16 protein-coding genes are annotated in these 19443 nt (G+C 63.5%); 10 read left to right on the top strand and 6 right to left on the bottom strand.

All coding sequences use genetic code 11. The features are described from left to right. Positions 1–50: 50 nt before the first annotated feature. Complete coding sequence (locus LB519_RS14270) at positions 51–1583, top strand: DHA2 family efflux MFS transporter permease subunit (RefSeq protein ID WP_013532370.1); 1533 nt, start codon at positions 51–53, stop codon at positions 1581–1583. Between the two features lie 49 nt (positions 1584–1632). Here LB519_RS14270 and LB519_RS14265 read toward each other — a convergent pair whose 3' ends face one another. Beyond that, positions 1633–2142: a CAP domain-containing protein gene (locus LB519_RS14265; RefSeq protein WP_224620291.1), complete on the bottom strand. Its 510-nt coding sequence runs from the start codon at positions 2140–2142 to the stop codon at positions 1633–1635. Positions 2143–2393: 251 nt separating this feature from the next. Next, entirely contained in the window at positions 2394–3617 is a 1224-nt protein-coding gene (locus tag LB519_RS14260) for a TadE/TadG family type IV pilus assembly protein (protein ID WP_027163217.1), read from the bottom strand. Positions 3618–3917: 300 nt separating this feature from the next. Between LB519_RS14260 and LB519_RS14255 the strand changes: the two genes are divergently transcribed. Both LB519_RS14255 and LB519_RS14250 read left to right on the top strand, forming a co-directional pair. Continuing rightward, complete coding sequence (locus tag LB519_RS14255; protein ID WP_063173641.1) at positions 3918–4742, top strand: DUF2189 domain-containing protein; 825 nt, start codon at positions 3918–3920, stop codon at positions 4740–4742. Between the two features lie 14 nt (positions 4743–4756). Next, entirely contained in the window at positions 4757–5608 is an 852-nt protein-coding gene (locus LB519_RS14250; protein ID WP_224620290.1) for a dienelactone hydrolase family protein, read from the top strand. A 25-nt stretch (positions 5609–5633) separates the two neighbouring features. Here the strand turns inward: LB519_RS14250 and LB519_RS14245 are convergent, their stop codons facing one another. Then, a complete protein-coding gene (locus LB519_RS14245; RefSeq protein ID WP_024504845.1) occupies positions 5634–6266 on the bottom strand; it encodes a LysE family translocator in 633 nt (210 codons plus the stop codon). 131 nt (positions 6267–6397) lie between these two features. Next, positions 6398–8383, bottom strand: coding sequence for a TadE/TadG family type IV pilus assembly protein (locus LB519_RS14240; protein ID WP_027163218.1), 1986 nt, complete (start codon positions 8381–8383; stop codon positions 6398–6400). Between the two features lie 230 nt (positions 8384–8613). On the opposite strand from LB519_RS14240, the gene LB519_RS14235 reads away from it, so the two are divergent. Together LB519_RS14235 and LB519_RS14230 are read left to right on the top strand one after the other, a co-directional pair. Further along, on the top strand, positions 8614–9474 hold the full coding sequence (locus LB519_RS14235; RefSeq protein WP_224620289.1) for a TIGR01459 family HAD-type hydrolase: 861 nt from the start codon (positions 8614–8616) through the stop codon (positions 9472–9474). 6 nt (positions 9475–9480) lie between these two features. After that, positions 9481–10461, top strand: coding sequence for a bifunctional riboflavin kinase/FAD synthetase (locus LB519_RS14230; RefSeq protein WP_063170200.1), 981 nt, complete (start codon positions 9481–9483; stop codon positions 10459–10461). A 1-nt stretch (position 10462) separates the two neighbouring features. Here LB519_RS14230 and LB519_RS14225 read toward each other — a convergent pair whose 3' ends face one another. Continuing rightward, complete coding sequence (locus LB519_RS14225) at positions 10463–11017, bottom strand: HdeD family acid-resistance protein (protein ID WP_013532362.1); 555 nt, start codon at positions 11015–11017, stop codon at positions 10463–10465. 194 nt (positions 11018–11211) lie between these two features. Here LB519_RS14225 and LB519_RS14220 point away from each other — a divergent pair, with 194 nt between their 5' ends. The 3 genes from LB519_RS14220 to LB519_RS14210 all read left to right on the top strand — a co-directional run bounded on the left by LB519_RS14220 (position 11212) and on the right by LB519_RS14210 (position 16095). Beyond that, a complete protein-coding gene (locus LB519_RS14220; RefSeq protein ID WP_224620288.1) occupies positions 11212–12018 on the top strand; it encodes a MipA/OmpV family protein in 807 nt (268 codons plus the stop codon). Positions 12019–12252: 234 nt separating this feature from the next. Next, the gene (ileS, locus tag LB519_RS14215) at positions 12253–15216 is read left to right on the top strand and encodes an isoleucine--tRNA ligase (protein ID WP_224620287.1); all 2964 of its coding nucleotides are present in this window, start codon (positions 12253–12255) and stop codon (positions 15214–15216) included. Between the two features lie 207 nt (positions 15217–15423). Next, a complete protein-coding gene (locus LB519_RS14210) occupies positions 15424–16095 on the top strand; it encodes a hypothetical protein (protein ID WP_224620286.1) in 672 nt (223 codons plus the stop codon). A gap of 36 nt (positions 16096–16131) precedes the next feature. Here the strand turns inward: LB519_RS14210 and LB519_RS14205 are convergent, their stop codons facing one another. Then, a complete protein-coding gene (locus LB519_RS14205) occupies positions 16132–16581 on the bottom strand; it encodes a nucleoside deaminase (RefSeq protein WP_013532358.1) in 450 nt (149 codons plus the stop codon). Between the two features lie 182 nt (positions 16582–16763). On the opposite strand from LB519_RS14205, the gene LB519_RS14200 reads away from it, so the two are divergent. Continuing rightward, entirely contained in the window at positions 16764–18881 is a 2118-nt protein-coding gene (locus LB519_RS14200) for a pseudouridine synthase (RefSeq protein ID WP_224620285.1), read from the top strand. After that, the gene (gene rsmD, locus LB519_RS14195; protein WP_013532356.1) at positions 18878–19432 is read left to right on the top strand and encodes a 16S rRNA (guanine(966)-N(2))-methyltransferase RsmD; all 555 of its coding nucleotides are present in this window, start codon (positions 18878–18880) and stop codon (positions 19430–19432) included. Before LB519_RS14200 ends, rsmD begins: the two co-directional genes overlap by 4 nt. The last annotated feature ends 11 nt before the right edge of the window (positions 19433–19443 follow it).

Raw genomic sequence — 19443 nt, 5'->3', positions numbered from 1 at the left:
CCCGGAAACCCCTTGTACACGTTTTTGTTACCTGCTGGAAGTTCCACGCCATGAGCACGCCCGAACCCTTCAAAGAAGTGCCGCATCGCGGCCTGATCACGGTCGCGCTCATGTTGGCGACGATCATGCAGGCGCTCGACACGACGATCGCCAACGTCGCGCTGCCGACCATGACCGGCGATCTCGGCGCCTCGCCTGACAACATCAACTGGGTGCTGACCTCCTACATTGTTGCCGCCGCCATCATGACGCCGGTCACCGGCTGGCTGGCCGATCGCTTCGGCCGCAAGGAACTGTTCCTGACGGCGGTGGTCGGCTTCACCGTGTTTTCGATGCTGTGCGGCATCGCCTGGAGCCTGGAGACCATGGTGTTCTTCCGGCTGATGCAAGGCGTGTTCGGCGCCGCGATCGTGCCTCTGTCGCAGACCTTCCTGCTCGACATCAATCCCAGGGAACGCCATGGCCAGGCGATGGCCATCTGGGGCGCCGGCATCATGCTGGGTCCGATTCTGGGCCCGACACTCGGTGGCTGGCTGACCGAGAATTTCAACTGGCGTTGGGTGTTCTTCATCAATCTGCCGGTCGGCATCGTCGCCTTTCTCGGTATGGCCGCTTATTTGCCGGCTATCGCGCGGCGCGTGCGCGGCTTCGATTTCTTCGGCTTCGCCATGATATCGCTCGGCGTCGGCGCGCTTCAGCTGCTGCTCGACCGCGGCGGCGAGGTCGACTGGTTTTCCTCGGTCGAGATCTGGATCGAACTTGGTCTTTCGCTCACCGGCTTCTGGGTGTTCATCATTCACACCATGACGGCCGAGCACCCCTTCATCGATCCCAAGATCTTCCTCGACCGCAATTTCGTGACCGGGCTCGCATTCATCTTCGTCATGGGTGTGCTCATCCTGGCGAGCATGTCGCTGCTGCCGCCGATGCTGTCGACCATCTTCGGCTATCCGACCGTCACCATCGGCATCGTCATGGGGCCACGCGGCGTCGGCACCATGATTTCGATGCTCGTCGTCGGGCGGCTCATGAGCAGGATTGACGCCAGGATTCTCGTCGTCATCGGCTTCCTGCTGACCGCGCAGTCGCTCTACACCATGTCCAGCTTCACCCCGCAGATGGACAATTGGCTGATCATCAGCTCCGGCGTCATCCAGGGCCTGGGCATGGGGATGGTGTTCGTGCCGTTGTCGACCGTCGCCTTCGCCACGCTCGACGTGCGCTTCCGCACCGATGCCACGGCTCTGTTCAGCCTGGTGCGCAATCTTGGCTCGTCGATCGGCGTGTCGGTCGTGACGGTGTTGATGGTGCGCAACACGCAGATCAACCATGCCGAGCTTTCGGCCTTCATCAATCCGTTCAACCCCAATCTGTGGGCTGTCTCGCCGGCTGCCGCAGGCGGCGACCCAACGGCGCTCTCGCAGGTCGATCGCATGGTCAATCTCCAGGCCATGATGATCTCCTACGTCAACGACTTCAAAATACTCATGGTGATGACGCTGCTTGCCATCCCGTTTGTTTTCCTGCTGCGCAAGCCGAAGCAGGCGCCAGCCGGCGGCGCGCCGGCGGCGCATATGGACTAGCTTTCCATCAAATCGTCTTGGGGGTGGCGCACCGAACCGGCACGTTTTCCTATTTTCCGAGCACGAGGCTCCAGTAACGGAGCTTGCTGTCGCTGCCGTCGCGCACATAGGCAAGGCCGAAGCGTGTGAAGCGCGGGTCGAGCATGTTGCGGCGATGGCCTGGTGAATGCACCCAGATGTCGAACAGCTTCTCGAGGTCGAAACGACCCTCGGCGATGTTCTCCGCCGCGGCACCGGAAATTCGATTTTCCCTGACGCGCGAGGCGAAATCCTTGCCCCAGCCGGTGGTGTGGCTCATGCGGCGGCGCTGCGCCATATAGCCTGCCTGCTGCAGGGCGGCCTGTTCGAGCTGCCGGTCGGGGACCAGCGGCGCGAGCCCGGCCGAGGCGCGGATGCTGGCCAGCGTGCTGGTGGCGGAGGAGGAGACCCCGGCGCCTTCGCCGGTTGGCAGTGAAACGGTGCTGCAGGCGGCGAGCCCCGCCAGGGCTGCGAGGCCGGTCAGCACCATGCGCCTGTTCAGCTTCGGGATCGGGTGGGTTTCGATTTTCGCGATGGTCATGCCTCTGAGATAATGGCGATCATGGCTTTTGCCGGGCAGGGCGGCGAAAATCGGAGAGGGGGCGACAGACTGACGCTGGCCGGTACAACGCTGATCGGCGTGGCATGCTGGGCGGAATTTCACCAGGCGATCGACGGCGCTGCCTATCCCAGGCTGGCCGGATTGCGCCTCGCATCGAAACCGATCCGGCCGTGCGTTACCGCCATTTTTCTCAACGCTACCGCTGACGCCGCCGCACGTCAGGTTGTCTCTCATTTCACCAGAGTGATCATCCGATCGGCATACATTGTGCGATTTCCAAGCGCCGCCGCGCAGTCGGACTTGACGGACGAGTTCCCGGTCATCTGTATCGTATTGCCGACAAGCCTGAGACAGTCGCCCTGGGCGCTCATATCAGAATTGCCGGCGTAGGAAATGGGCGCGTCCGGCGCGTAGATGAAACCGCTGAGCACGGAATTTGCGCCACCATTCAATGTCAGGGCAGACGTGTTGCCGTGATCCTGGAAAATGGTGATGCCAGCATAAGGGCCGCTGGTGGGCGGGGAAAGGTTCACCTTCTCATTGGCATTTATGTAGATCTGAGCGCTTTCCATGAGGAAAATGGTCACGCCCTGGCCAGTCAGGCTGCCGTTTCCCCCTGGCTTTATGGTGGTGCCGCGCATGATGTAGACGCCCGGATTAAGCGTGATGTTCCCCGATAATGTCTTGTCGCAATAGGTGCCGGGCGACAGCGTGTAGGTTTTGCCGTTCGGGACAGGCAAACACAATGTGTAAGGGGGAGGAACGACGTCGGCCAATGGATCAAAGGACGCGTACCTATGTTCGTGCGGCGTTCCGCAGGCGAGACTGGCGCTGGGTGGCAACAGCCCGCTGGTGCCGCCGACGGTTGAGACACAGCCGGCCGAAACCAGTGCGGAACCGCCCCTGTTGACGGAATCGGACGCATCCGAGTTCGCCGCGATCACGCAATTGTCCATCGAGACGTTGGTCGAGCCCTGCAGGTTCACGGCGGCGGACGCATGCGGATCGAGCGCCAGCACGCAGGCCTGCGCGCCAGGTTTTATCTTGACCGAGGCCGAGCGGTAGGCCTGCCAGGGGGCCGAGGCGCTGATGAAGCTTGGGCGGCTTATGCTGGACGACAGCGAGATAAAGTAGGCGCTTGGACTGCCGCTTGCCGTTGCCGCGAAAGCGGAGACGCTGCCCAAATATTCCTGCTGGTCGGCCGCGCTCATATTGGCGGCGAAGAACTGCAGCCCAAGCTGCTGGACATCGCCAGCCGCCATATCGGGAGAGAACTTCGTGCCGATGGCGAGCCCAGCCGCGTCCAGCGAGTTCTGGAGTTGCGAGGCGTCATGGCTCGTGCCGATCAGATCGACGGCGCCGGCCAAACCAATCATTATTGGCAGCATAGCGAAGGCGGTCGTTATGGCAAAGTTGCCGCGCTCCGAAGACCAGAAGGCTTTCAATGCGAACATAGTCCCTCGCCGAAACTCGTAAAGCTCAGGTGATACGCCAGGGATCCCTACGAGTAATTTAAGTAAATGCTAAAATGCGTAAATGCTAAAATGCAGCACAATGATTGGCCAAAACGAAGGTCTGCCAAGGTACGCCATATGAGAGGCCATACGGAGAGTTGAACACAACGAGGAGTTGCTCCCCAGGCCATTGACCCGGCGACAATCGCCGCCAACTCTGCTATCATGCTTCTCGATCTTGAAGTGGCAGCTCTGGCGGCCATCCAGGCGGTGACCGCCCCGACACACGGGAGGAAGGTTATGGCCGGCTTTCATGTCATGGCGGACGCACGTGGAATGCATGTGCAGCCGGCGGTGCGCCGCATCGCCACGTCGGACCTTTGGGATGCGTTGCGTCTCGGGTTCGAGGATTTCTGGGCAAAACCATCGCACTACGTGTTCCTATGCCTGATCTATCCCATCGTCGGCCTGATCCTGACGCAGTGGACGTCCGGCGCCAATGCCATCCAGCTCATCTATCCCCTGATGTCGGGTTTCGCGCTGGTCGGGCCGTTTGCGGCGCTCGGCCTTTACGAGATCAGCCGCCGGCGCGAGCTCGGCATGAACACCTCCTGGCGGCACGCGTTTGATGTCCGGCGCTCGTCCGCGATCCCGTCGATCGCCGTCATCGGCGTCATGCTGGTGGCGCTGTTCCTGTTGTGGCTCTACACCGCGCAATCGATCTACACTGGCCTGTTCGGAGACCAGCCGCCGGCCTCGATCGGCGGCTTCATCCGCGACGTGCTGACCACCAGTAAGGGCTGGACGCTGATCCTTGCCGGTAATGCCGCGGGCTTTGTCTTTGCCGTAATCGTGCTGGCCACCACTGTGGTTGCCTTCCCGCTGCTGCTCGACCGCGACGTCGGCGCCGTCTCAGCCATCGAGACCTCGGCCCGGGCGGTGATGGCCAACCCGCTGCAAATGGCGCTGTGGGGCTTGCTGGTCGCCGTGCTTCTGGTGATCGGTTCGATCCCGCTATTTGCCGGGCTCGCCGTCGTCATGCCGGTGCTCGGCCATGCCACCTGGCATCTCTACCGCAAGGTGGTCGAGCCGGAGCGGGCACAGCAGATAAGACGGCCGATGTAACGAAGCAGGCACCCATGGCCTTCACCCTGCCGAGACTGCCCAACAAGGTCGTCTGTCTGACCTGCCTTTGTATCGGTAGCTCTCTGCATGCCGCGCCAGCGCGCGCTGACCAGCCGGTGCAGTTTGAAAGCGCGGCTTCGGAGCCAACGCCATTTCAGAAGCGCATTGCGCAAGCGGGCGGCAACGTCCCGAGGGCCGTTCCCGGCACGCCGCTGCAGGGGTATTTAACGCGTCCGCCGGGTGAGGGGCCGTTCCCGGCTGTCGTGGTTCTGCACGGATGTTCAGGTTTGCCCCGAAGTGTAAGGAAAACCTGGTCCGAGCGACTGTCTTCCTGGGGTTACGTCGTCCTCGTCGTCGACAGCTTCAGCACCCGCGGCATTAAGGAGACCTGTGATGGCCTCCACCCTGTTGATCGCGTATATGACGCCTACGGCGCTCTGGAATACCTATCAAAATACAGTTTTGTCGACCCGCGGCGCATTGCGTTGATGGGGTTCTCCGCTGGCGGGAACGCAACGCTCGAGGCCTTGCAGTCTGGTGGAGACGAGCGGCTTATGGAGCGCAAATTCAAGGCTGCGATCGCCTACTATCCGGATTGTTCGGCAACGAATGGCGACATGGCGGTCCCGACCTTGATCCTGATCGGCGAGCTGGACGATCGGACCCCCGCCAAAAATTGCCAGGAGATGATGACGCAGCGCAGCGGCAAGGGAAGCTCTGTGCAGCTTGACGTCTACCCGGGTGCTCGTCACGGATTTGACTCCGCAGGATTGAAGACCGGCATCGAGGCCTATGGTCAGTACAATGCTGCCGAGCAATCCATCCTTGCCTCTCATGCATTCCTGAAAGAAGTCTTCGGCGGCTGACAGCGGCGACCGCCGGTTTGCACTCTCAGCGCTGCGCGTCTGTCGCCATCTTCAGCGCAAGAGCCGCCAGCACGGTTCCCATCATCCAGCGCTGGATGACCAGCCACAAGGGCCGTCCGGCGAGAAAGGTGGCGATTGAACCGGCCGTTACCGCGATGACGGCATTGACGCTGAGGCTGATCGAGATCTGTGTCGCGCCGAGCACCAGGAGCTGCGACAGGACGTGACCCTTGCCGGGGCTGATGAACTGCGGCAACAGCGACAGATAGAGCACGGCCACCTTCGGATTGAGCAGATTGGTCATCAGGCCCATGGCGAAAAGCTTGCGCGGCCGGTCCCTCGGCAATTCGCGCACTTCGAATGGCGAGCGTCCGCCCGGCTTCACCGCCTGCCAGGCCAGCCACAGGAGATAGAGCACGCCGGCAAAGCGCAGCGCATCATAGGCGTAGGGCACTGCGAGCAGCAGCGCGGTGATGCCGAATGCCGCCGCCAGTACATAGAAGACAAAGCCGAGCGCCACGCCGCCAAGCGAGATGAGCCCCGCCTTCGGCCCCTGCGACAGGGAACGCGAGATCAAATAGATCATGTTGGGGCCAGGCGTCAGCACCATGCCGAGGCAGACCAGCGCGAAGGCGAGATGATTGGCTGTTTCGGGCATCTGTTCTTCCCCAGCGCGCCGCGAATGGACGCGCGATCCGGCAGGCGGCCAAGATGTGCCTGTCCCGGGAGGCGCGCGCAAGTGCATGGCGGCGCCAGCCGTTGTTCCAGCCAGCCCCCGAAGCCTGAGGATCAGCCGACGATGCGCAGGTTCGACAATTCGTTGCCGATTTCCTTGAAATCGTTCGACAAGCTGGCGCCGGTGGCATTCCAGAACAGTTTTGCCGGCTTGCTCGCGTCCGTTGGATCCTTGCGGAAGCGCGAGTTCGACGAGCAGGATTTCAGCGCCTCGATCGCCTGCTGATCGGCGGTTTTGGTCGTCGACAGGTCGAGCGCCACCGTCATCACCATGATATTGGCTGCCTTGGCGTTGTTGCAAAGCGTCGCCATCTGCTCGTTGAGCGCGTTGGTGTAGTTGCCGTTCGAATAGTCGAACTGGCCAATGGCGCTCGATGTGCCCATGAACAGGCGGCCCACCGAAGTGCCGTTGTAGCCTGGGTTGAGATAGCCGAAGGACGCATAGGTCGATTTCGAATCGGCGGGGTCGGAATGGCTGAGCGAGGACGGCGTGTAGTAGGTATTGGCGCCGTCGGTCAGCACGATGACGACCTTGTCGTTGCCTCTCTCGGTTTCCGGGCGGCCTTGCGTGAACGGCTCGCCGCTCGAAACCACCCGCCAACCCCAGGCCATGCCTTCGGGAACATTGGTGCCGCCATCGGGCTTCATCAGGTCGATCGCGGCCTTGATCGCGGTAAGCCCAGTGGTAACGCTGACATCGGTCAGCGGCGTGATCGGGTTGGTGGAGCAGCTGTAGTTCGGCCCGTTGCCGGCGGCCAGCGCCGGCGCATTGATCGGCCTCGGTTGGAAATATTTGGACATGTTGCGCAGCCGGGATTGGCCGGTGCTGCTCGTCGGGTCGTCATTCCACCAGCTGTTGATGGCGCCATAGGTCGTCGGCGCGGCCTCGTCGGGATCCTGGGTGAGCCTCCAATGGTTGCCGGGTTCGTCCGGGGCGAACATCGGCACAAACATCGTCGCCGGATCGCCGACCCCTATGCCGGTGTTCGCCGAGCCGCCGGAAGGCGCCGCGTCGTTGACATTGTAGGGATAAGGCCTGGCCTCGACGCAGCCCTGCCAACTGGCGAACGGGCCATAGGTGTCGATGTAGTCGTATTCGTCGTGGTCGCGTTTGCAGGTGTTGTTCGGGTTGTATTCGTCGCACACCACGCGCTTGCTGTTGACGACACGCTCATGGTTGGTGACGACCTTCATGTCGCGATAGAGGGAAAACCGGGTCAGCATCTGGCCTTCGTCGGTTCCCCATCCGGTGCCGCGCTTGTACCAGATGCCGTTGGTCTGCTGGGCGTATTTGTCGGCTGCGTTCAGCGTCGACCAGTCGAAATTCTCGTTCGATACCGGCGACAATCCTTCGGTATCCATCCAGGGCGCATTGCCGTTGCCGGGCCCGACATTGACCGAGGCGGCAAACGGCACGAGGCCGAACTGCACCGGCCTGTCGACCTGCTTGATCATCGCCGCCTGCTGGGCCAGCGTGTCGACCAGCTGTTTTGCCGCGGTCTTGAGAAGGTCGATGCGCGTTTGCCCCGAGCCCGTTCCGGTCTTGGTCATCGACCCGGAATTGTCGAGTACCAGGGCGACTTCAAGAGTGTTCTTCAGCCGCACTTCCGAGGTGATGTTGAAGCTGATCCTCTGGTTGGCGTCGGTTTCGGATTTGCCGACGAGCTGGCCGAAGACCGGATAGAAATAGGGCTTGTAGTCCAGCCGCGCGGTCATCTTGAGCAAGCCGCCGCCGGTGGTGTTGCTTGGCAAGGTAACGGTGAGCGTCGTATTGGCGGGATTGATCTTGTTGAGGTTGGCATTGAAGAAGTCGAGCGCATAGGCCCGCAACTGGTCGTCGGTGGCACCCTCCGTCAGCCGGCGCGCCGTGGCGAAGTTTGCGGCATCGAGCGCGTTCGAAACCGCCTGTTTTTCGCGGCTCATCTCGGTGAAGTCGACGGCCATTGCCAGGGCGCCCATCAGCGGAACCATCGCGACGACCGTCATAAGAGCATAGTTGCCGCGTTGGTCGCGGCAGAACTGACGCCAAAGTCCATGCATGTCTTGGAGGGGCCCCCGCCGGCGGATTCTCGATCGACGCCAGCTTTCCACAAAACGCTGAAGGCCGGGTTTGGCAAATCGCTCTATTGCCGGGGCAGCGCTTCACCAACCGCTAACCAATCGTGCCTGGCGAAAGCTGATGACAGGCCGGAATGGTTCGGCTAATCCGAACCGGCTGCGGCGAACCGTCTGTCGTGGCGGTCGCAACGATCATGACTGAAGGAAACGGCATGGCGGATTCGCCTGAAATCATCGGCTCGCTCGAAGACGTGTCGAAGGCCTATTCGGCAATCCTGTGCGACGTCTGGGGCGTGGTCCATAATGGCGAAACGCATTTCCCTGTGGCAGCCTCCGCATTGGCAAGGGCTCGAGAGGCGAAAATCCCCGTCGTCCTGATCACCAATTCGCCGCGCAGAAGTGCCGATGTCGTAGCGCAGATGAACGCGATCGGTGTTCCACCGTCAGCCTACGACCGGGTGGTTACCTCAGGCGACGTGACCCGGGATCTGATCGCCGAAGGGCCGCGCAAGATTTTCCATATCGGCGCCGACCGCGACTTCACCCTCTATGAAGGTCTCGACGTCGAGCTTGTCGAGGAGTTCGAGGCGTCCGGCGTCGTCTGTACCGGCCTGTTCGACGACGAGATCGAGAAGCCCGAGGATTACACGGAGCTCCTGCGGCGGCTGCGCGCCAGGAACCTGCCTTTCATCTGCGCAAATCCCGACATCGTGGTCGAACGTGGCGAACGCATCATCTGGTGTGCCGGCGCGCTGGCGCGTGACTATGCCCAGCTCGGCGGCCGCACATTGATCGCTGGAAAACCTTACGCGCCGATCTACAATCTCGCGATGAAGGAGGTTGCCGAGATTCTTGGCCAGCCGGTCGAGCGCGGCCAGGTGCTGGCCATCGGCGACGGCATGATGACCGATGTGAAGGGCGCCGCCGACAATGGCTTCGATGTTCTCTATGTCTCCGGCGGTATCCATGCCCGCGACTATGGCGATGCCCTGCAACCGGATCCGGCAAGATTGGCGGCCTTCCTGGAAAAGCATGGCTATGGTCCGGTGGCCGTCATTCCCAGACTTCGGTAGGTGACGATGGCTGCCTTCCAGCGCATCCTGGCAACCGCGCCGCTTCCCGCCGACCTGCGCGGCGGCGTCGTGGCGATCGGCAATTTCGATGGCGTCCATCGCGGCCATCAGGCGGTGCTCGAGCGAGCCTCGGCCGAGGCAGGACGGCGCGGCGTGCCGGCCCTGGTGCTGACATTCGAACCGCATCCGCGCAAGATCTTCAGGCCTGATATCCCGTTGTTCGTGCTGACGCCGCCGCCGATGAAGGCGCGGCTGCTGTCGCTGCTGGGCTTTGCCGCGCTCGTCGAGCAGCCGTTCACGCGCGACTTCGCCTCGCTGTCGGCGGAAGCGTTCGTGACGGATGTGCTGGAAACGAACCTCGGCATTACTCACGCCGTAACCGGGTTCGACTTCCATTTCGGCAAGGATCGTCAGGGCGGCCCGGCCTACCTGATGGCGGCCGGCGAGCGTCACGGCTTCGGCGTCACGCTCGTCGACGCCTTCCGGGACGAGGGCGCCGAGGTGGTGTCGTCCAGCCGTATCCGCGGATTGCTGGGCGAGGGTGAAGTGGCTGAAGCCGCCGGTCTGCTCGGCTACCGGTTCACCGTCGAAAGCGAGGTGGTCGGCGGACAGCAGCTCGGCCGCACCCTTGGCTTTCCGACTGCCAACATGAGGCTGTCGGCTGAAGCCGCACTCAGGGAGGGCATCTATGCCGTCCGCTTCCGCCGCGCCGACGGCACGCTTCACGACGGCGTCGCCAGCTTTGGCCGACGCCCGACAGTCGACGACAACGGCGCGCCGCTGCTGGAAACCTTTGTCTTCGATTTCTCCGGCGACCTCTATGGCGAGGTTTGTCAGGTTTCCTTCTTCGGTTTCCTGCGTCCGGAGGTGAAGTTCGAGGGGCTCGACGCGCTGGTCGCGCAGATGAAGCGCGATGAAGCCGAGGCACGCGCGCTGCTTGCCGGCGTCAGGCCGCTCTCCGACCTCGACGCTGCGATGGCATTTTAAGCTACTTCTTCAGTGCCAGGCCAACGGCGATGAAGGTCCAGCCCTGGAAGATCAGATCGATCGCCAGGAACAGACCGAGCACCCACAGGCTGTTGACCGGCCAGCCCATGGCGATGATCAGGCCTGCAAGCGCGGTGATGACACCGGCGGCGACGATCCAGCCCCAGCCGCGTTCCGGCCGATGGCTGTAGCCGACCCAGGCCCTGAGCACCCCTGACGCGACGAGCGCAATCGCCAGCAGGAATGTCAGCACCGCCGAGGCAAGCAGCGGATTGCCGAAAGCGAAGAAGCCGGCAACGGCGTACAGCAGTCCGCTGAGCAGCCAGTAGAAGAAGCGGCTCCAGGTCTTGACGCCGAACGCGTGCACGATCTCGATGATGCCCGCCATCAGCATCAGCCATCCCACGACGTAGACGGAAGCCACCGTGGCGACGAACAGGTTGGCGAAGGCAATGCCGCCGAAGATGAGCAGCAGCACACCGAGCGCGACAAACCATCCCCATTTTGTTCGTGTCTGTTCGATCGCGATTTTCAGGGCGTCGCCATGCAGGGTCATTGTCGCGGTCTCCATCGAGGGCTGCGGAATACTGCGGATGGAAGGTAATCCGGGCGCGGGCCAACGTCCAGTCGATGACCGGCAGGGGGATCGCGGCAAAGCGCGAGCGTATGTCTCGGGTTTAAATCAAATTTTACCAAACGGCCGTCAAAGCTGTCATCGGTAATCGTGTGTGTCGTGTTAGTGGAGTGGCCATGAGTCCGGTCGGAAGAATCTCTCTTGTGTTGGCCGCTGCGGTGCTGGGTGGAGTGGGCGCTGCCAATGCGGGCGAGGGCAGCTGGCTGTCCGGCGACTGGTATCTGACCGTTGGCGCCACCGGCCTGGTCGCGCCCAATTTCGAGGGCGGCAGGAAATACATGCTGAGCGCCCAACCCATCATCTCATTGGGCAAGGCCGGACCGGCGGCACGCTTTGTCTCGCGCAACGACAACATCTCGCTGGCGCTGGTCGACGATGGCGGTGTCCGCGCCGGCCTGACCGGCAAGTTCCTGTTTTCCCGCGACGACGACAACGCCGATGAACTGAAGGGCCTCGATCCGGTGCGCTGGGGCGGCGAAGTCGGCGGCTTCTTCGAATTCTATCCGACGGACTGGCTGCGCGCCCGCGCCGAGCTGCGCCACGGCATTCGCGCCCACAACGGCTTTGTCGCCGACATCGCCGCCGATGCCTTTTACGACGTGACGCCGACCGTCAGGATTTCGGGAGGACCGCGTGTTTCCTTCGCCTCGGGCAACTATTTCGACGCCTATTATGGCGTCGACGCGCAGGAAGCGGTGGCCTCCGGCCTGAGCGAATACCATCCCGGTGGCGGGCTGAAATCGACCGGCCTTGGCGGCGCCATAACCTGGAAGGTGACCGAGCCGATGACCGCCAGCCTGTTTGGCGAATATTCGCGCCTGATGGGACCGGCGGCCGATTCCAGCCTGGTCAAGGAGCGTGGCGACCGCAACCAGTTCACGGTCGGCGTGTCGACCACCTACCGCTTCGATTTCACGATGTAGGTGAATCGAACGAGAGACGCTTTATTCCTGCCGTGGCTTCGGCTAAAAGCCCAGCCATGACCAGCTTTTCGCGCCTTTTCGCGATCGCGATACGAATTACAGGCCCGGTGTTCCGGGTGGCCTGAGCGCCGCCGGAGCCGCCGGGAGTTTCTGCGCGCCCCTCGCGCTTTTTTCATAACATGATAGTTCACGCCCGAGCTTGTACGCCCGCCGGGCAATGCACATGGCAGACCAATGACCGATACAACTGAAACGATCGACTATTCCAAGACGCTTTATTTGCCGCAGACGGACTTCCCGATGCGCGCCGGCCTGCCGGAGAAGGAGCCGCTGCTGGTCAAGCGCTGGCAGGACATGGATCTCTACCGCAAGCTGCGCGAGAGCGCTGCCGGCCGCACGAAATACGTGCTGCATGACGGCCCGCCCTACGCCAATGGCAACATCCATATCGGCCATGCACTGAACAAGATCCTCAAGGACGTCATCACCCGCTCGTTCCAGATGCGCGGTTACGACTCGAACTATGTGCCCGGCTGGGACTGTCACGGCCTGCCGATCGAATGGAAGATCGAGGAGCAGTACCGCGCCAAGGGCAAGAACAAGGACGAGGTGCCGGTCAACGAATTCCGCAAGGAATGCCGCGAATTCGCCGCGGGTTGGATCACGGTGCAGGGGGCCGAGTTCCAGCGCCTCGGCGTCATCGGCGACTTCAAGAACCCCTATACGACGATGGCTTTCCATGCCGAGTCGCGCATCGCCGGCGAGCTGTTGAAGTTCGCCATGTCGGGCCAGCTCTATCGCGGCTCCAAGCCGGTGATGTGGAGCGTGGTCGAGCGCACGGCGCTGGCCGAGGCTGAGATCGAATACCACGACTATGAGAGCGACACGATCTGGGTGAAGTTTCCGGTCGCCAGCCTTGTCCGCCCCATCGACGATGGCGAGACCAAGCTGACGGAGGGCGCCCTCGATCTGCTGCAGGCCCACGTCGTCATCTGGACGACGACGCCGTGGACGATCCCAGGCAACCGCGCCGTCAACTATTCGCCGCGCATAAACTACGGCCTCTACGAGGTTACGGCGGCCGAGAACGCATTCGGCCCGCAGCCGGGCGAAAAGCTGATCTTTGCCGACGCACTGGCCGAAGACTCCTCGGCCAAGGCGAAGGTCACCTTGAATCGTCTCCGCAGCGTCTCGGCGCAAGAGCTTGGAAGCCTTACGCTTTCACATCCGCTCAAGGGCTTGGGCGGCGGCTACGAATTTGCCGTTCCGATGCTCGCCGGCGACCATGTCACCGACGATGCCGGCACCGGCTTCGTCCACACCGCGCCCGGACACGGCCGCGAGGACTTTGACGCCTGGATGGACGCGGCGGTGGATCTGCGTGCACGCGGCATCGATCCCGCCATCCCGTTCACCGTCGACGATGGCGGCTTCTTCACCAAGGACGCGCCGGGTTTCGGACCGGACCGCGAGGGTGGGCCGGCGCGCGTCATCGACGACAATGGCAAGAAGGGCAACGCCAACCAGGCCGTCATCGACGAGCTGATCAAACGCAACGCGCTGTTCGCGCGTGGCCGGCTGAAGCACAGCTATCCGCATTCATGGCGGTCCAAAAAACCGATCATCTTCCGCAACACGCCGCAATGGTTCGTCTATATGGACAAGGACCTCGGCGACGGCTCGACGCTGCGCAGCCGGGCGCTCAAGGCCATCGACGACACCCGTTTCGTGCCCGCCGCCGGCCAGAACCGCATCCGCGCCATGATCGAGGAGCGCCCGGACTGGGTGCTGTCGCGCCAGCGCGCCTGGGGCGTGCCGATCGCCGTCTTCGCCGATGTCGACGGCAATGTGCTGAAGGACGAAGCGGTCAACCAGCGCATCATGGACGCCTTCGAGAAGGAGGGCGCCGACGCCTGGTTCGCCGCTGGCGCCAAGGAGCGTTTCCTTGGCAATCACGATGCCTCCAAATGGAAGCAGGTGATGGACATCCTCGACGTCTGGTTCGATTCGGGCTCGACGCATGTCTTCACGCTGGAGGATCGCCCTGACCTGAAATGGCCGGCCGACGTCTATCTCGAAGGCTCCGACCAGCATCGCGGCTGGTTCCATTCCTCGCTGCTGGAAAGCTGCGGCACCAGGGGCAGGGCGCCTTACGACACCGTCGTCACCCATGGTTTCACCATGGATGAGGATGGCCGCAAGATGTCGAAGTCGCTCGGCAACACCGTGGTGCCGCAGGACGTCATCAAGCAGTCGGGCGCCGATATCCTGCGTCTGTGGGTGGTGACGACCGACTACTGGGAGGACCAGCGGCTCGGCAAGAACGTGCTGCAGACCAACATCGATGCCTACCGCAAGCTGCGCAACACCATCCGCTGGATGCTCGGCACGCTCGCCCATGACGATGGCGAAGAGGTGCCGCTGGAGAAGATGCCGGAGCTGGAGCGGCTGATGCTGCACCGGCTGGCCGAGCTCGATGAGGTCGTGCGCTCGGGCTACGACGCTTTCGAGTTCAAGCGCATCACCCGCATGCTGCTCGATTTCATGGTGGTCGAGCTGTCGGCGTTCTATTTCGACATCCGCAAGGACGCGCTCTACTGCGACGCGCCGTCGAGCCTGAAGCGCAAGGCTTCGGTGCAGGTGGTGCGCCATCTCTTCGATTGCCTGGTGAAATGGCTGGCGCCGATGCTGCCCTTCACCATGGAGGAGGCCTGGCTCGATCGTCATCCCGACGCGGTCTCGGTGCATCTCGACCAGTTCCCGCAAATCCCGGCGGACTGGCAGAACGAGGCGTTGGCGGAAAAGTGGCGCCAGGTGCGGCAGGTGCGGCGCGTCGTCACCGGCGCGCTGGAGATCGCGCGGGCCCAGAAGGTGATCGGATCGTCGCTGGAAGCGGTGCCGGTCGTCACCATCAACGATGCAGCGCTCGAAGCGGCGATTTCAGATGTCGACATGGCCGAGATGGCGATCACCAGCGATCTGGTCATCGCGCATGGCGAGGCACCGGCTGGTGCCTTCGCGATCGACGACGTCAGGGGTGTCGCCGTGGTGGTTGAGAAGGCCGAGGATCGCGGCCTGTTAAAATGCGCACGCTCATGGCGCTACACCGCCGATGTCGGCCAGGATCCGGAATTCCCGGATGTTTCGGCCAGGGATGCGGCGGTGCTGCATGAATTGAAGGCGCTTGGCCGGCTTTGACAGGCCGGCCAGCTTGATCGGTGCACAAATGCCACGCCGGGCGGGTGAAAACCGCCCGCGCGTTGCCCTTAACGAGTGGTTGAGGTAAACACGCGAAACTCCGGAAGACAAATTGTCGCCGGATTTCCGTCGCAAGTGCTTGGACGATGGGGACCGGCCACGAGGCTGGTGGCAATCGAGAGGCTGTCTAGAGTGGGACTTTTTGGCATGACCGAGAGATATAATGCGCGCCTGGCGCTGCTGGCGCCGCTTGTCGCGTCGGGCCTCGCTTTGTCCGGCTGCATGGGCTCTCCGACCTACGGCACCGACAAGACCGCCGGCGAACAGCTGGCCGGCGATATTTCAGGCGCCTTTTCATTTGCGCCGAAGCGCAAGGAACAGATCGACTACAAGCCGCGTCCGACGCTTGTAAAGCCGGCGCCCGGCCAGAAGGAAGCGCTGCCGGCCCCGCAGGACAGCATCGAGACGGCGAACGCCGAATGGCCCGAATCGCCCGAGCAGCGCCGCGCCCGCTTGCGGGCCGATGCCACCGCCCATCAGAACGACCCGGCCTATCAGTCGGAGATCGTCGACGACGTGCAAACCGATCCGGCCTCGGTGAAAAGGGCGATGGCGGAGTCAGGCTCGAGCCACCCGCCGGCATGGACACCGGCCGATTCCGACAAGGGCCGTGCCGCCGAGATCCAGCGTCGCCTCGCCGACAGCAAGCAGGGCGATCCGAACACCCGCAAATATCTGAGCGAGCCTCCAGTGCAGTATCGTGTCGCGGCGGGCACCGCGCCGCAGAACGAGCTTGGCGAGGACGAGTACAAGAAGGAACGCCGTCTCAAGAAAGAGGCGGAAGGCAAGAAGGGCAGCGGCTGGTTCGATTGGCTGTAAGAACACCGAATTGTGTCGCCGGGCGTAGCGCCCGCTTCAGCCGCGCCGCTCCCGAAAAAATCCTTTGAGCAGCAGGCCTGCTTCGGTCTCGCCCATGCCCGGATAGATGTCGGGCGCGTGGTGGCAGGTCGGCGAGGCGAAGAAGCGCACGCCATTGACCACAGCGCCGCCCTTGTCGTCGGCGGCGCCGAAATAAAGCCGGCGCAGCCGGGCGAAGGAAATGGCGCCGGCGCACATGGCGCAAGGCTCCAGCGTCACATAGAGATCGTGCCCGGTCAGCCGCTCGGCCGACAGTTTGCGGCAGGCTTCGCGGATGACCAGCATCTCGGCATGCGCGGTCGGGTCGGCAAGTTCGCGTGTGCGGTTGCCGGCGCTGGCGACAACACCAGCGCCGTTGGCGATGACGGCGCCGACCGGCACTTCGCCTCGCAAGGCGGCAGCTTCGGCCTCCTTCAGCGCCAGCGCCATGAAATCGGGCCGCTTCACGCGATTTCCACTCCGATTATCTCCTCGCCACCTGACGGTGATCCTGTTATGGAGCGCATGACCTCGAAAATCGGGACTCGGTTTTCGAAAATGATCATGCGCCACATCAAAAGTGCTACAGCGTTCGTTGCGCGCCCGAAAGGATGCGCCACGCTGTAGCAGCGCAAACGGATAAAGGCCACATGGACGACAACGACAAGAAATTCCGACCCAGGAAGGGTCCGGCCAAGAGTGGGCCGAAAGCCGCGGGACCGCGCAGCCGCGATGGCGCCGCGGGCAAGGGCGGCAAACCGTCCTTTGGCGCCAAGAAACCTTACGCACCGCGTGGCGACCGGCCGATGGCTGCCGATGGCGAGCGGCCGAAGCGCGATTTCAAGGGCGGCGACAAGCCTTTCAGCAAAGGCCCGCGTCCCGAAGGCAAGCCTTTTGAGAAACGCGAGGGGCCGCGCAAGTCTTATGCACCGCGCGGCGATCGTCCAATGGCCGCCGAAGGCGAGCGCAAACCGTATGAAAAGCGCGAGGGGCCACGCAAGCCCTATGCGCCGCGCGGCGATCGCCCAATGGCCGCCGAAGGCGAGCGCAAGCCCTATGAAAAGCGCGAAGGACCGCGCAAGCCCTACGCACCGCGCGGCGACCGCCCGGTGGCCGCTGAAGGCGAGCGCAAGCCCTACGAGAAGCGCGAAGGGCCACGCAAACCCTATGCACCGCGGGGCGACCGGCCGGTTGGGGCGGCAGCGGGCGGCGAAAAGCGCTTCGACCGTCCCAAGCGCGATTTCGGTGACCGCGCCCCCCGTGACGCCGGCGATCGCCCAAAGCGTGACTTCGCCGACCGCCCCAAGCGTGACTTCGGCGATCGCCCGAAGCGGGATTTCAACGATCGGCCGCAAGGCGCGTCAGGCGGCAGCTTCAAGCCACGCCCGCGTCCCGCCGAGGCTGCGGAAGAGGCAGGCGAGCGCATCGCCAAGCGGCTGGCCCGCGCCGGCCTCGCCTCGCGCCGCGATGCCGAGGAGCTGATCGCCGCCGGCCGCGTCAAGGTCAATGGCCGCGCCCTGACTTCACCGGCCTTCAACGTGATGCCTGATGACATCATCCATCTCGACGGTATGGAAATCCCGCCGATCGAGCGCACAAGGCTGTTCCTGTTCCACAAGCCGGCCGGCGTCGTCACCACCAACCGCGATCCCGAGGGCCGCAAGACTGTCTTCGACGTGCTGCCGGCTGAATTGCCGCGGCTGATGACCATCGGCCGGCTCGACATCAACACCGAAGGCCTGCTGCTGCTCACCAATGATGGCGGCCTGTCGCGCGTGCTCGAACTGCCGGCCACCGGCTGGCTGCGCCGCTACCGCGTGCGCGTCCACGGTAAGGTCGAGGAAAGCGCGCTTGCCGGCCTGCGCGAAGGCATCGCCGTCGACGGCGTCTTTTACGGCGCCATCGAAGCGACGCTCGATCGCGAGCAAGGCACCAATGCCTGGCTGACGATCGGCCTGCGCGAGGGCAAGAACCGCGAAGTCAGGAACATCCTGGGTTCACTCGGCCTCGACGTGACGCGGCTGATCCGTATCTCCTACGGGCCGTTCCAACTCGATGACCTCGCCGAGGGCCATGTGCTGGAAATCAAGGGCAGGGTGTTGCGCGACCAGCTTGGCGAGCGCCTGGTCGAGGAATCCGGCGCCAATTTCGACGCCGATGTCACCAAGCCGTTTTCCAACAAGCCGGTGCGGCGCACCGAAGTTCGCGAGCCGGAGCCGGAACGGCCGAAATTCACCCGCGATGGCGAGCGCCGCCCGATCGGCGAGGGCGGGTTGATCAAGAATCGCAAGCGCCGCGAAGGCAGCCGCGATGAGGCTCTGGGCAAATTGTCGACAAGCCCCGACAGAAACGCTGAGAAGAGTTTTGGCGAACGCGCCCCGCGTCCCGAACGCAGCTTTGGCGACAAGCCGCGCGGCAATTTCGGCGACAAACCGCGCGGTGGCTTCGGCGACAAGCCGCGTGGTGCTTTTGGTGGCAAGCCGGGCGGTGGCAAAAAGTCCGAGCGCGAGCAGCGGCCGATCGAGCCGCCCGGCCAGCGCAAGGCCAATGTCTGGATGGCGCCAGGCGCGCGACCGATCGGCAAGGGCAGGGCCGAAGCTGACGCCGCCAAGGCGGCTGACGCCAAGGCGCGCAAGGCCTCGTTCAAACCGACCTATGGCAAACCGGCCGGTGCAAAGCCGTTCGGCAAGCCGCGCGGCGAACGTCCGGGCGGGGCTGGCGGCGGTGAGCGTCCGCGCAACGGTCCCCGAGGCCCCAAAGCGAGATGAGAATCGTCGGTGGTGAGTTTCGCGGGCGTCCGTTGGCGACGCCGCGCTCGAGCGCCATCCGTCCGACGACCGATCGTACCCGCGAGGCGGTCTTCAACGTGCTGGCGCATCGCTTTGCCGAGCAATTGGACGGGGCACGCGTGCTCGACCTGTTCGCCGGCACCGGCGCGCTGGGACTCGAAGCGCTGTCGCGCGGTGCCTCCTACGGTGTCTTCATCGAGGAATCGGCGGAAGGCCGTGGCCTGATCCGCGACAATGTCGAGGCCTTCGGGCTGACCGGCCGCACCAAGATCTTCCGCCGCGATGCCACCGGCCTCGGCGAGGCCGGCACGCTGGCGCCGTTCGGCCTTGTCTTCGCCGACCCGCCCTATGGCAAGGGCCTTGGCGAGCGCGCCTTGCAGTCGGCCAAAGCCGGCGGCTGGCTTCGCCCCGGCGCGCTGTGCGTGGTCGAAGAGGCCGCGGTGGCGTCCTTCGAGCCAGGCCCCGGCTTTTCGGTGCTGGACGAACGCAACTATGGCGAGACCGTCATCCGCTTCATCGAGGCGTCCTGATACGCCTCGTA

This window comes from Mesorhizobium sp. AD1-1, assembly GCF_020164655.1.
GTDB classification, from domain to species: Bacteria; Pseudomonadota; Alphaproteobacteria; order Rhizobiales; family Rhizobiaceae; genus Mesorhizobium; species Mesorhizobium ciceri.
Note: the sequence above shows the minus strand (reverse complement) of the source record. Positions and strands in the feature narration are given on the sequence as shown.